General features: G+C 70.0%; 8 protein-coding genes and 1 pseudogene. 5 read left to right on the top strand and 4 right to left on the bottom strand.

Annotated elements, in window-relative coordinates; genetic code table 11:
• Positions 1-2: 2 nt before the first annotated feature.
• Both DEJ46_RS09580 and DEJ46_RS09575 read right to left on the bottom strand, forming a co-directional pair.
• Positions 3-1769, bottom strand: a complete 1767-nt coding sequence (locus DEJ46_RS09580) for a sulfatase (protein WP_150265201.1) — start codon at positions 1767-1769, stop codon at positions 3-5.
• Entirely contained in the window at positions 1766-3373 is a 1608-nt protein-coding gene (locus tag DEJ46_RS09575) for a sulfatase (RefSeq protein ID WP_150265199.1), read from the bottom strand. The genes DEJ46_RS09580 and DEJ46_RS09575 overlap by 4 nt, the downstream gene beginning before the upstream one ends.
• 249 nt (positions 3374-3622) lie before the next feature.
• On the opposite strand from DEJ46_RS09575, the gene DEJ46_RS09570 reads away from it, so the two are divergent.
• Positions 3623-4666 (top strand): formylglycine-generating enzyme family protein, encoded by a 1044-nt coding sequence (locus tag DEJ46_RS09570; protein ID WP_411757734.1) that lies wholly within the window; start codon positions 3623-3625, stop codon positions 4664-4666.
• 61 nt (positions 4667-4727) lie between these two features.
• Positions 4728-5339, top strand: a complete 612-nt coding sequence (locus DEJ46_RS09565; RefSeq protein WP_150265197.1) for a PadR family transcriptional regulator — start codon at positions 4728-4730, stop codon at positions 5337-5339.
• A gap of 55 nt (positions 5340-5394) precedes the next feature.
• Here the strand turns inward: DEJ46_RS09565 and DEJ46_RS39800 are convergent.
• Together DEJ46_RS39800 and DEJ46_RS39085 are read right to left on the bottom strand one after the other, a co-directional pair.
• Positions 5395-5502: pseudogene (locus DEJ46_RS39800) on the bottom strand (DNA-binding protein); the annotation flags it as partial.
• A complete protein-coding gene (locus DEJ46_RS39085; RefSeq protein WP_190622528.1) occupies positions 5499-5663 on the bottom strand; it encodes a hypothetical protein in 165 nt (54 codons plus the stop codon). The gene DEJ46_RS39085 and the pseudogene DEJ46_RS39800, both read right to left, overlap by 4 nt.
• Positions 5664-6018: 355 nt before the next feature.
• On the opposite strand from DEJ46_RS39085, the gene DEJ46_RS09555 reads away from it, so the two are divergent.
• The 3 genes from DEJ46_RS09555 to DEJ46_RS09545 all read left to right on the top strand — a co-directional run bounded on the left by DEJ46_RS09555 (position 6019) and on the right by DEJ46_RS09545 (position 13037).
• Positions 6019-7596, top strand: a complete 1578-nt coding sequence (locus DEJ46_RS09555; RefSeq protein WP_150265195.1) for a sigma-70 family RNA polymerase sigma factor — start codon at positions 6019-6021, stop codon at positions 7594-7596.
• Positions 7597-8002: 406 nt separating this feature from the next.
• Positions 8003-10372 carry a non-reducing end alpha-L-arabinofuranosidase family hydrolase gene (locus DEJ46_RS09550; protein ID WP_150265193.1) on the top strand — a complete coding sequence of 790 codons (2370 nt, stop codon included), beginning with the start codon at positions 8003-8005 and terminating at the stop codon, positions 10370-10372.
• Between the two features lie 40 nt (positions 10373-10412).
• Positions 10413-13037 carry an RICIN domain-containing protein gene (locus DEJ46_RS09545; protein ID WP_150265192.1) on the top strand — a complete coding sequence of 875 codons (2625 nt, stop codon included), beginning with the start codon at positions 10413-10415 and terminating at the stop codon, positions 13035-13037.
• The last annotated feature ends 157 nt before the right edge of the window (positions 13038-13194 follow it).

The raw sequence follows: 13194 nt of genomic DNA, 5'->3' as shown, positions 1-13194 counted from the left end.
TCTCAGAGTTTCGCGAGTTCCTCGGCGACCAGGCGCAGCCGGTGGGGCGGGATCATTCCGCCCGACATCGCGGCGATGTCGATGAGCGGGGTCGGCCCCAGGAACTGCAGGAGTTCCGAGTCGGCGATCCCCGGCAGGTGGCGCTTGAGAACCTCCAGCGCCACCGGATCGCCGATCAGCGTCGCGACCGGCGTTCGCAGCGAGAGCCGCCCCTCGGGATAGTCCTCGGCACGAGGCAGGGGCACCGCGGCCCGCTGGGCCTGGTCGCGCTGGACCCGTACGAGGAGGTGCGCGCCGGTCACCGGACCCGTGGCGGGCAGCCCGAGACGTTCGTACTGACTGGGGGGAGCCTCCGTATCCCGCATCAGCTCCACCAGCAGCGTCGCGAGCCGCAGCTCCACCTCGTCGTCGACGAGCGGATCCAGCTGCTCGGGGTCGTTCTCCAGATCGAAGAGCAGGCTGCCGTGGTGGTACGGATTGACGAAGGTGCGGCCCGGCACTCGCAGGGGGCGGACGCCCTTGGTGAAGCCGAACGGCTCGGCCAGCTCCACGTCGGCGAGTTCGGCGGGGGTGAAGCGGCCGCGCATGTGGGTCGGCATCAACGTGTGCTCTAGCAGGGGGGTGTTGCCTGGGGAGGCGGGCGCGCGCATGTAGACGTACCGGCCGTCGGTGATGTTCACGTGACCGCCGTGGATGCCGAAGAGGCCGGCCTCGCGTACGGGGTCGTCTGCGGCGGTGACGGGCAGCGGTGCGCCCTGCATGTCGGCCGGGCGCTCGACGCCGAAGTACTCCAGGAGCGTGGGGGCGAGGTCGATGGTCTGCACGAGGGTGTCGCGCCGCTCGCCCGCGCCGCCGGAGCGCGGGTCCCAGACGAACAGCGGCAGATGGACCAGCTCGTTGTACCAGGGCTGGACGCCCTTGCCCCACCAGCCCTTCTCGCCGAGCAGCAGACCGTGATCGGTGTTGACGATCAGGAGCGTGTCGTCCCACAGCCCGTGCTCGTCCATGGCGTCCAGGACCCGGCCCAGGGAGTGGTCGCACATGGAGAGCAGTGCGGCGTACTCGTAACCGGCGTGCGCGACCTGCTCGTCCGTCTCCACCACCTGCTTGTAGTCGGGCCAGTCGAAGTGCGGCCCGTCGTACGCGTGCGGGTAGAGGTCCTTGTAGCGCTGGTGGGAGAAGAACGGCTCGTGCGGGTCGAAGGTCTCGATCTGGACGAACCACCGGTCCGCGTCCTTGTTCGTCCGGATGAACTCCAGGCCGGCGTCGAAGGTGAGGGTCTGCGGATGCCGGTCCTCGGTCGCCATGTGCGGCCGGTTCACCCAGTCCTGCCGGTACGCGGCCGAGCGCATCCGCTTCAGGTCCTCGGGCATCTCCGGATCGGCCACCTGACCCTTCCACGGATCGCCTTCCTGCCCGCGGAAGAACTCCCAGGAGTTGTAGCGGCCGTGGTACGTGGCGCCGCCGTCCTCCCAGTAGTGCGGGTGGTCGCTGGTCAGATGGGTGTACACGCCGTTCTGCTTGAGCAGTTCGGGCATCGAGTCGTCGAAGGGCTCCAGCGGTCCCCAGCTGCGGTGCAGGAAGTTGTAGCGCCCCGTGTGCAGTTCGCGGCGGGCCGGCATGCACGGCATCGACCCCGCGTACGCCTTGTCGAAGGTCACCGTGCGCTCGGCGAGGCGCGCGAAGTTCGGGGCGTGCGCCCAGTCCCCTCCGTACGGCGGCAGCATGCGCCGGTTGAGACTGTCGAACATCACCATGATCGCCCTCACCGGACGGACTTCCCTTCTGCCGGCTCTGCTGTCGCCGTCTTCGTGGCGCGTTCCTGGAAGATCTCCATCCAGCGCCCGAAGAGCTCCGCGGAACGTGGTGGTGCCGGTGCGTGCCAGGGAACCGGCACCGAGGCACGGGGTACGGCCAGACGCTGTTCCAGGTCCTCGGCCAGGTGGGACCGGCCGGTGTCGCGCAGATGCCGGGCGTAGCGGGTGGGGTCGGCGTAGTAGACGGGGCCTGCCTGGAGACTGCTCAGCATCGGATCGGGCAGACAGCCGGGGCGGCCGGCGTGCTCGTGCCACCACTCGGCCAGGTGGGAGCGCATCGTCCCGGCGAGAGCGGGCTCCTCGTCCAGGAGGTCACGCGTCAGGTACGGGTCGTCGGTGACGTCGTACAGCTGCTCCCAGGCCGTCTTGAAGCAGCCGGGGTGATAGGTGCGGATGTAGAGGTGGTCGCGGGTGCGGACGGCACGCTGGTAGGTGTGGGCGCCGTGGCCGAGGACCAGGTACGGGCGGGAGTCGGTCTCCTCGCCGCGTACCGCGCCCGCGAAGGAGGCGCCCTGCCAGCCCTCGGGCGCGTCGAGGCCGAGCAGGTCGCACAGGGTGGGCGCCAGGTCGATGTTGTACAGGAGGTCGTCGTTGCGCCGGGCCTCGGCCGGAAGGGTGTCGGTGACCCCGGGCCAGTACACGACGAGGGGGATCCGCTGGACGGACTCCGTGGCCAGCCCGTGTTCCGCGTACATGCCGTGCTCGCCGAACGCCTCGCCGTGGTCGGCGCTGACGACGATCGCCGTCTCGTCCGCGATGCCCAGCTCCTCCAGAGTGGCCAGGAGTCGGCCGAAGTGGTGGTCCCAGTAGGCGATGGCCCCGTCGAAGCCGTTGATCAGGTGCTCGAAGTCGGCGCGGGAACGGATCGCGTCGGGCATGTTGTGCGGCACGGGCGAGGTGCCGCCGCCCCCGGTGAGCGAGTAGTGCAGGTCCAGGGCGCTGCGGGGGCCGTAGATCTCGGCGTGCTCCCGGATCGCCTGCTCGTCCGGCCAGGGCTGCACAGGGGCGGAGGCCGCCATGCGTTCGGTCCACTCGGCGGGCTGGGTGTAGTCGGTGTGCGGGTCCCAGTAGGTGAGGTGGAGGTACCAGTCGTCGTCCTCGGCGTGCCTGCGGATCCAGTCGAGGGCGGCGCGGTTGACGTCGGCGGCGTCCTCGTCGCCCCAATTGCCGGTGGCGCGGACGGACTCGCGGAAGTTGCCGTGGAACCAGTACGCGCGATGGCGCTCGGCGAAGACGGAGACGGCCGCGGTGTAGTAGCCGTCGAGCTGGAGGCGCTGCCCGAGGAGAGGCCGGTCGGGCTCGGGGCCGTGGCCGGAGTCGAGCCGGAACTGGGCGTCGGCGCCGTAGTGGCCGATCACGCCGTTCGTGATCCCGAACTGTCCGCTGGTCAGAGCGGTCCGGGACGGCAGACAGGGCGAGTCGGAGCAGTAGTAGCGGTCGAAGACCACCGACTTGTCGGCGAGCTTCTGGAGGTGGGGCGTGGTGGGCCGGTGGTAGCCGTACGGGGTGGTGTGGTCGGCCCGCAGGGTGTCGACGTCCACATAGATGATGCGCAAGGGGAACTCCGGGGGACAGACGGGGGCCGCAGGCGGGCGGCATTCGATGAGCGCTCAGGACATATGTGCGTCAGCAGCTATGAGTCTCAGGTTTCAGGGCTGTTGCCGACGGTGTCAAGATGTCGCACATCAGTTCTCAAATCCGCAACACTCCTGCATCAACTCGCTGATCGTGTCCGTTCGGGAAGAGAGTGCCGATGCTCGACCCGCTTGCCGGGTCATGAGTTCTGACGTACATATAAAGCTGTCTTGGAGTCACAACCGAGGAGCGAGGAGAAGTCCGCCGTGGACAGCTGTTGCACCCCGGGCCGCACGGCCGCTCGCGAGAACACGACGCTGCCGGTGCCGTCCGTACCGGCCCCGCTTGCCACGTCGCGGGGGAGACGGCCGGAGGAGCAGGACGAACCAGAGTTCGTGGACCTTCCCGGCGGAGAGTTCCTGATGGGCGACAGATTCGGTGAGGGCTACCCTTCGGACGGGGAACAGCCGGTGCACCGGGTGGAACTCACCCCCTTCGCCATCGCCACCACCACCGTCACCAACGCCCAGTTCGCCGCCTTCGCCGCCGCGACCGGCCATCGCACGGACGCCGAGCGCTACGGCTCGTCCGCCGTCTTCCACCTCGCACTGCGCGCCCGCGCCCGGGACGTCAGAGGGCAAGCTCCCCGTACCCCCTGGTGGCTCGACGTCGCCGGCGCCGACTGGGCACACCCCGCCGGCTCCCTCTCCCACTGGGAGGAGGTTCCGGACCACCCCGTCGTGCACGTGTCCTGGGACGATGCCCTCGCCTACTGCCGCTGGGTCGGCGCCCGCCTGCCCACCGAGGCGGAATGGGAGTACGCGGCCAGGGGCGGGCACCCGGGTCGCCGCTACCCCTGGGGCGACGCCCTCACCCCCGACGGTGAGGACCGGTGCAACATCTGGCACGGCATCTTCCCCACCCACAACACCCTGAGCGACGGCCGCCTCACCACCGCGCCCGTACGCTCCTACCCGCCCAACGACCACGGCCTGTACGAGACCTCCGGCAACGTCTGGGAATGGTGCGCCGACTGGTTCTCCCCGGCGTACTACCATCGCTCGCCCCGGTACAACCCGCTCGGCCCGCGCACCGGCACCGCCCGCGTCACCCGTGGCGGCTCCTACCTCTGCCACGACAGCTACTGCAACCGCTACCGGCTCGCCGCCCGCTCCGCCAACACTCCCGATTCCTCCGCCGGCAACTGCGGCTTCCGGATCGCCCGCGGCTTCAGCGAGGACGAGCGGCCCGCCCCGGCGGATGGACCGCGGTGAGCCGCCCCCCAGCCGGCCCCTGAGACAATCCGCACCGACCCCGCTCTGTTGAGGACCCGCCATGCGTCTGGAACACGTCATTCTCGGCCTGCTGGCCCTGCGCCCGCTCTCGGGCTACGACATGCGCAAATGGATGGACGGCCCGGGCAAGTACATCGGCTACGGCGTGCAACTTCCCCAGATCTACCGGGTCCTGCCCCGCCTCGTCGCCAACGGATGGGCGGAGTTCGCGGTCGACCCCCGCGACGGCAAACCCGACGCCAAGGTCTACCGGCTCACCGACGCCGGCCGCGACGAACTCCTGGCGTGGGCCCGATCTCCGTACGAACCCTCCCCCCGCCCCATGGACCCCGACTTCAGACTCCGGTTCCTCTTCGCCGGACAGCTCGGCCCCGAGGTCACCGTCCAGATCCTCCGCACCGAACTCGACCACCGTCTCGCCCAGCTCCGCGAACCCGGCTGGATGGACTTCACCACCGTCGAACTGGACCCCGTCCCCGAGATCGACCAGGAGTGGGCGCGCACCATCCAGCTCGCGGCCCACGAGTTCGGCTACAGCAACACCGCCGCGTACATCGCCTGGCTTCAGCTCACCCTCGCCAAGGCAGAAGTCGCGGCAGGGCGGGCCCTCGGTAACACCCCCTATCGGGGCCCCGGAACCACTGCCGACTAGGGTCACTCAGCTTCATGGTCGAGGTATGTCCAGCGGTAACGCCGTTGACCGGACTCACCGGAAGGCCGGCGTAGCGGGCGGTGGTGAGCCACTCGTGGACTTCGCGGACGCGCTGTACGGCCTTGGCCAGGCCCTCGCCGTCCAGGACGAGTGCGCCGCTCACACGGCCACCCCGGCCCCGGGGGAAGTGCCGCCAGCGAGCTTGGCCCGCTTCGCGGCCACGGCTTCTGGATCGGCGGGGCCGTGGGTGCCGTCAGTGAGGGAGACGGAGATGCCGCTGCTGGGGCCGTCTCCGGGAGCGAAATCGGTGTCGTCGTCAGCCACGGCAGGTCGTATGGCATTCCGGATGCCATAGGGCGAGACCCTTCCGGCGGTGACCCCGAGGGCTCTCGCGCAGGGTGGAGCGTGCGTCGAGAGGCTGCACGTAGTGCTCATGGTGCCCGCAATGCACGTCGATCCCGCTTCCGATTTCCCACCGCGCGTGGCCTTCCGAGACCATCGGCTTGAAGGGGCCGTCAGCGAGTTGGCCGAGTAGGACCGGACACACCTCCGGGCACCGGGCCTTCCATGTCGGAACGGGCCGGACCGTCCGCCCGAGACGCAGGCTTTGGCCGTATGCCTTCGTCGAGGCTAGGGTGTGCCGCCGTACTCGGCGGATCGCTCCCCTGAAGAGGTGGGAATGGGGCTCAAGGACGCAGACCACGCGGGGTTGGTCGTCGCGGCGCAGGCCGGTGACGATCGGGCGCGCGAGGAGCTGATCGCCGCGTACCTGCCGTTGCTGTACAACATCGTCGGGCGAGCACTGAGCGGACATGCCGACGTCGACGACGTCGTCCAGGAGACCCTGCTGCGCGTGGTGCGTGACCTGCCCGCCCTGCGTGCCCCGGAGAGCTTTCGGTCCTGGCTGGTGTCGATCACGCTCCGCCAGATCAACACCCACTGGCACCGGCAGCACGCCCTCGCGGACCGGACCACGGTCATCGACGAGGCACGCCGGATACCGGACTCCGGCGCCGAGCCCGTGGACGTCACGATCCTGCGGCTGCACGTGTCGGACGAGCGGCGCCGGGTCGTCGAAGCCGGCCGGTGGCTCGACCCGGACCACCGGGTGCTGCTGTCGCTGTGGTGGCAGGAATGCGCCGGCCTGCTCAGCCGGGAGGACATGGCCGCCGCGACGGGGCTCACGGTCGCGCACGTCGGAGTGCGCCTCCAACGCATGCGGGAGCAGCTGGAACTGTGCCGGACGATCGTCGCCGCGCTGGAGACCGACCCGCGCTGTCCGCAGCTGGGGGAGACCGTCGTCGGCTGGGACGGTCACCGTGCATCGGTGTGGCGCAAGCGGATCGCGCGGCACACACGTGACTGCCCGGTCTGCATGGCGACGTCGGCGGAACGGGTTCCGGCCGAACTGCTGCCCCTCGGCCTCATGACGCTGGCCGTCCCGGCCGCACTGATCGCCGCGCTGGCCACCAAGGGCTTGCTGTCGGGTACGGCAGCGAGCGCCGCCGGGCTGGCCGCGGCCCCCGTCGCGGTCGGCGCGGCGACGGGGGGAGGCGGTCTGCACGGCGCTCTGATCGGCAAACTCCAGACGATGACCGCTCATCCGCTGGTGAGCCTCGCGACCGGCGCGGTGCTCATCGCCGGGACCGCCACCTATGCGACCTGGCCCGAACCGGCGCCTCGTTCGCCCGGCGCCACTGCCGCTCCCACGGCCGGCACGCCCACGCCCCTTCCCTCGCGTACCACCACCTCGGCGGGACCGTCCCCGACGAGTCCGTCGGCGAGCCCGCCCTCGGTCGGCCCGTCCGCCGTCGCGGGCACCGTTCCGCTGGGCGCACAGTCGCTGGAGGCCGCGGACAGTCCCGGCCTGTTCGTCACGTACACGGGCGACTTCGCGGCGCTCGGCAGCGTCGCCGCGTCCAGCAGCGCGCAGGCACGTCAGCGGGTCACCTTCACGGTCGTCGGGGGACTGGCCGACATGCGGTGTGTCACCTTCCGCGCCGCAGACGGCCGGTATCTTCGCCACCACTACCTGCGGCTGCGGCTGAGCACCGACGACGGCAGCGCACTGTTCCGTGAAGACGCCACCTTCTGTCCCCGTCCCGGGGCGGTCGCCGGGTCCGTGACCCTGCACGCGCACAACTATCCGGGATCGGTCCTCCGCCACCGCGACGGCGGCATCTGGCTCGACGGATCCGACGGCACGCGGGCCTTCGCCGGCCAGGCTTCCTTCATCGTGCGCAGCCCCGGGGCCTGAGCACCGCTCCTCGGGCGATCCCGACCCATTCGCACAGTCACAGCCGGTGCTCCTCCAGCCGGATCCCCCGCGGTTCCTGCCCCACGCCGTGACCGGCGTTCACCGCAGATCGGTGCGGCGCCCCTCTTCCACGGGCGCGACCAGGCCACGGCGGCCGGCATAACGCTTTCTGCCTGCGAGATGCCGCACGGGGCAATCCTGCGGACGGCGCGACTTTTCTGTTACGAGACCGGGAGCTCGGAAGCCTCCACTTCAGGGGTGTCCTTCCCGCCGCCTGTCATGACGTGCCGGCGCGGCCGGGTCCCGACGTCCCCCACTGACGTATCCCCCTGAAGAAAGCCCCTCACATGTCACAACACACCCACGAACCCAGGCCGACCGGTACGCAGGGCACCCGAGGAGAATCATGAAGGGCCTGCACCGGCTCCGCCGGCGACGCCGGACATGGGCGATTGGACTGTCGGCCACGGCGCTGGTGGCCGGCGTCGTGACGCTCCTCCCCAGCTCCGCCGGAGCCGCGGGCCTGGGCACCCAGGCTGCCCCCTCGGGCAGGTACTTCGGCACGGCTGTGGCCGCCGGCAGGCTCGGTGACTCCGCGTACACCGCGATCGCGGACCGGGAGTTCAACATGATCACCCCGGAGAACGAGATGAAGTGGGACGCCATCGAACCGTCCCGCGGCCGTTTCAACTTCGGCCCCGCAGACCGGATCGTCGATCGTGCCCTGGCGCGCGGCCAGCGACTGCGCGGCCACACCACGGTCTGGCACTCGCAGCTCCCCTCCTGGGTCGGCTCCATCCGCGACGCGAGCACTCTGCGTGATGTGATGAACCATCACATCACCACCCAGATGACCCACTACAAGGGCAAGATCTACGCCTGGGACGTGGTCAACGAGGCGTTCGCCGACGGCGGCAGCGGCCGGCTCCGCGACTCGGTCTTCCAGCAGGTGCTGGGCAACGGCTTCATCGAGGAAGCGTTCCGCACCGCCCGTGCGGCGGACTCCTCGGCCAAGCTCTGTTACAACGACTACAACATCGAGAACTGGTCGGACGCCAAGACCCAGGGCGTCTACCGCATGGTCAAGGACTTCAAGTCCCGCGGCGTGCCCATCGATTGCGTCGGGTTCCAGAGCCACTTCGGGGCGGGCGGCCCGCCGGCGAGCTTCAAGACCACCTTGGCCGGCTTCGCCGCCCTGGGCGTCGACGTCCAGATCACCGAGCTGGACATCGCCCAGGCATCACCCACCCACTATGCGAACACGATCAGCACCTGCCTGTCCGTGCCCCGATGCACCGGCATCACGATGTGGGGCGTCCGGGACAGCGACTCCTGGCGCAGCGGCGAGAGCCCGTTGTTGTTCGACAGCGGCGGCAGGCCCAAGCCCGCGTACACCGCCGTCATGAACGCTCTCCAGTCCGGCTCCGGTACCACCCCAGGCAAGCCGGCCGACGGTACGGGGGAGATCAAGGGCGTTGCCTCCGGCCGCTGTCTCGACATCCCCGGCTCCGCCACCGCCGACGGCACCCGGGCGCACCTGTGGGACTGCAGTGGACAGGCGGGTCAGCGCTGGACCTACACCGCCGCCAAGCAGCTGAAGGTGCACGGCGACAAGTGCCTGGACGCCAAGAGCAAGGGCACCACCAACGGCACCTCGGTGATCGTCTGGGACTGCAACGGCGGCGCCAACCAGCAGTGGAACATCAACACCAACGGCTCGATCACCGGCGTCCAGTCCGGGCTGTGCCTCGACGCCGTCGGCGCCGCCACCGCGAACGGCACCACGATCCAGCTGTACGCCTGCGCGTCCGTCAACAATCAGAAGTGGACCTGGACCGCTCCGTCCGGGACGGGCAGCGGCACGTGTGATCTCCCGACGACGTACAAGTGGAGGTCGACGGGTCCCCTCGCACAGCCGTCGAACGGATGGGCCGCGGTGAAGGACTTCACCCACGCCGTGCACGACGGCAAGCACCTCGTCTACGCGTCGAGCGCGTCGGGAACCTCGTACGGCTCGATGGCGTTCCGCCCCTTCACGAACTGGTCGGACATGGCATCGGCCGGCCAGATCCGGATGAGCCAGAACGCGGTGGCGCCCACCCTGTTCTACTTCGCACCCAAGAAGATCTGGGTGCTGGCGTACCAGTGGGGTGCCTCGCCCTTCAGCTACCGCACGTCGAGCGACCCCACCAACCCCAACGGCTGGTCCGCGCCGCAGCCGCTGTTCACCGGCAGCATCCCCCGCACCGAATCCGGCACCGGCCCGATCGACCAGACCCTGATCGCCGACGAGAAGAACATGTACCTGTTCTTCGCCGGTGACAACGGCAAGATCTACCGGGCGAGCATGCCGATCGGGAACTTCCCGGGCAACTTCGGCTCGTCGTACACGACGGTCATGAGCGACACGGCGAAGAACCTCTTCGAGGCGCCGCAGGTCTACAAGGTCCAGGGCCGGAACCAGTACCTCATGATCGTCGAGGCTCGGGGCGCGAACGAGCGGCGCTACTTCCGCTCGTTCACGGCCTCCAGCCTGACCGGTGCGTGGACCCCGCAGGCCGGCAGCGAAAGCAACCCCTTCGCGGGCAAGGCCAACAGCGGCGCGACCTGGACCGACGACATCAGCCACGGTGACCTGGTCCGCACCAACCCCGACCAGACCATGACCATCGACCCCTGCAATCTGCAGTTCCTGTACCAGGGCAAGTCCCCCACCGCGGGCGGACCCTACGACCGACTGCCGTACCGGCCGGGTGTCCTCACCCTGCAGCGCTGACCTGCCCTGTCCACGGTTGCACAAGGAGAAAAACCCCCCCATGAACAACCCCACCAACGCCGGGCCACGCGGACGTCACCGCCGTCGCAGGACCGCCACCGCTCTGCTGCTCGGTGTGCCCGCCACCGTCGTGCCGTACCTCCTGTTCGTGCAGGACGACTCGCAGGCCGCGACGGTCGACGACAGTGCCTACTACAAGCTGGTCTCGGTGCGCAGCGGCAAGGTGCTGGACGTCAACGCCTTCTCCACCGCCGACGGCACCCGCATCCAGCAGTGGACCGATCAGACCACCGCCAACCAGCAGTGGAGGCTGAGGTCCACCGGTGACGGCTACTACGAGCTGGTGAACCGCAACAGCGGCAAAGTGCTCGGCATAGCGGGCGATTCGACCGCGCAGGCGGCTGCCGCCGAGCAGCAGACCGACAGCTCCTCCGCCTCCCAGGAATGGCGGGTCGACGAGGTGAGCGGTTCCGACGCCGTCACCTTCACCTCCCGCAGGAGCGGCCAGGTCCTGGACGTCTCCGGAAGCTCCACGGCCGACGGCGCGGCGGTCATCCAGTTCGGCGGCCATGGCAGCACCAACCAGCAGTGGAAACTGGTGAAGACGGCCGAGGCCCCGGCCACCGGCACCGGACCGTACGCGTGGAAGAACGCCCAGGTGGTGGGCGGGGGTTACGTCACCGGGCTGGTGTTCAACCCCCGGGAGAGGGGGCTGCTGTACGCGCGTACCGACATGGGCGGCGCCTACCGCTGGGACGCCGCGGCCGAGCAGTGGATCCCGCTGACCGACTGGCTCGGTGAGAAGGACTGGAACCTGCTGGGCATCGACGCGCTGGCCACCGATCCCGTCGACCCCGACCGGCTCTACCTCGCGACCGGCACCTACACCAACGAGTGGGCCGGCAACGGCGCGATCCTGCGCTCCACCGACCGTGGCCGCACCTTCCAGCGCACCGCTCTGCCGTTCAAGCTGGGCGGCAACGAGGACGGCCGCGGGGCCGGTGAACGCCTGGCGATCGACCCCTCGGACAACCGCACCCTGCTGCTGGGCACCCGTAAGAACGGCCTGTGGCGCAGCGCCGACAGCGGTGCGACGTGGCGACAGGTCTCCTCGTTCCCCGTCAAGGACGGTGCGGGCAGTGGTGCGGGCATCTCCTTCGTGACGTACGGCCCGGCCGGCAGCAGGACGATCTACGCCGGCGTCGCCGACAGGTCCACCTCCCTCTACCGCTCCACCGACGGCGGCAGCACCTGGCAGGCCGTCCCCGGCCAGCCCACGGGCCAGTTGCCGCAGCACGGCGTGCTCTCCGGTGACGGCTCGCTGTACCTGACGTACACCAACGCCCTCGGACCCAACGGCGTGACGGCGGGCTCGGTCTGGAAGCACACGCCGTCCGGTGGGACTTGGAAGGACATCACCCCGTCCCGCGGCTCGTACGGGTTCTCCGGCCTGGCCGTCGACCCGCGCAAGCCGTCCACCGTGATGGTCACCACCCTCGACCGCTGGTGGCCCGAGGACGAGATCTACCGCACCACCGACGGCGGCACGACCTGGAAGGCGCTGGCGGACAAGTCGGTGCGGAACGCCTCCGCCGCTCCCTACATCGGCACCCACACCGGACACTGGATGACCGCCCTGGCCCTCGACCCCTTCGACTCCGGGCACGTGCTGTACGGCACCGGCAACGGCATCTGGCGCAGCAAGGACGCCAACGCCACGGACAACGGCGGCACCAGCCACTGGACCGCGGGGGCGCGGGGCCTTGAGGAGACCGCGCTGATGGACGCCATCGCCCCGCCCGGCGGTGCCACCGTCATCACCGCCATGGGCGACCAAGGCGGTTTCCGCCACGACGACCTGACCAAGGTCCCGGCCGGGCGGCTGAGCAATCCGATGATGACCAACAGCACGGACATCGACTTCGCCCAGTCCACGCCCTCGATGATGGTCCGCGTCGGCCGCGGCGGCGCGCAGGACGGCGCCTACTCCACCGACGGCGGCATCAGCTGGAACGGCTTCAAGGCCGAGCCGGTGGCCGGTGCCCAGGACGGCCGCGTCGCGCTCGCGGCCGACGGCTCCACCATCGTCTGGACCCAGGCCGGCCAGGTCCCGCACCGATCGACCGACAAGGGAGCGACCTGGTCGAGGGTCGGCGGACTGGGTGCCGACGCCGTCGTCATCGCCGACCGCGCCTCGGCCAGGACCTTCTACTCCCTGTCCCTCGGCACGCTGCAGGCCAGCACCGACGGCGGGGCGACCTTCACCGCCCGGGCGACCGGCCTGCCCGCCGGCCGGCTCACTGCGGTCCCCGGCGTCGCCGGAGACCTGTGGATCGCCGGCGGCGGCCAGGGGCTGCTGCACTCCACCGACGGCGGCCGCACCTTCACCGCGCTCACCACGGTGAAGTCCGCCTCGGCCCTCGGCTTCGGCAAGGCCGCACCCGGCGCCTCCTACCAGGCGCTGTACCTGATCGGCACCGTCAAGGACGTCACCGGCGTCTTCCGCTCCACCGACAAGGGCGCCACCTGGCTCCGCGTCAACGACGACGCCCACCAGTGGGGCAGCATCGGCGGCGTCGGCGTCATCACCGGCGACCCGGACACCTACGGCCGCGTCTACATCGGGACCAACGGCCGCGGCCTCCAGTACGGCGACCCCTCCTGACCCCGGCACAGGATGCACTCACGTCCGGCGTGTGAGCTGACGCGCGATCACTGACAGACTGCCGCCCTCCGGCCGATGGGACATCTCGGCCGGAGGGCGGCTTTCCGCTGGAGAGCGGCCCGGGTGCGTCGGCGGTGGCACCGTCCTTGACCGCGGC

This window comes from Streptomyces venezuelae (genome assembly GCF_008642375.1).
Lineage (GTDB): Bacteria > Actinomycetota > Actinomycetes > Streptomycetales > Streptomycetaceae > Streptomyces > Streptomyces venezuelae_G.
This window is presented reverse-complemented; position numbering and strand designations above follow the sequence as displayed.

Bases quoted from the DNA above. Each gene is read 5' to 3' on its own strand.
- DEJ46_RS09565 (WP_150265197.1), top strand. From the start codon at position 4,728: ATGCGTCTGGAACACGTCATTCTCGGCCTGCTGGCCCTGCGCCCGCTC.
- DEJ46_RS09555 (WP_150265195.1), top strand. From the start codon at position 6,019: ATGGGGCTCAAGGACGCAGACCACGCGGGGTTGGTCGTCGCGGCGCAG.
- DEJ46_RS09550 (WP_150265193.1), top strand. From the start codon at position 8,003: ATGAAGGGCCTGCACCGGCTCCGCCGGCGACGCCGGACATGGGCGATT.
- DEJ46_RS09545 (WP_150265192.1), top strand. From the start codon at position 10,413: ATGAACAACCCCACCAACGCCGGGCCACGCGGACGTCACCGCCGTCGC.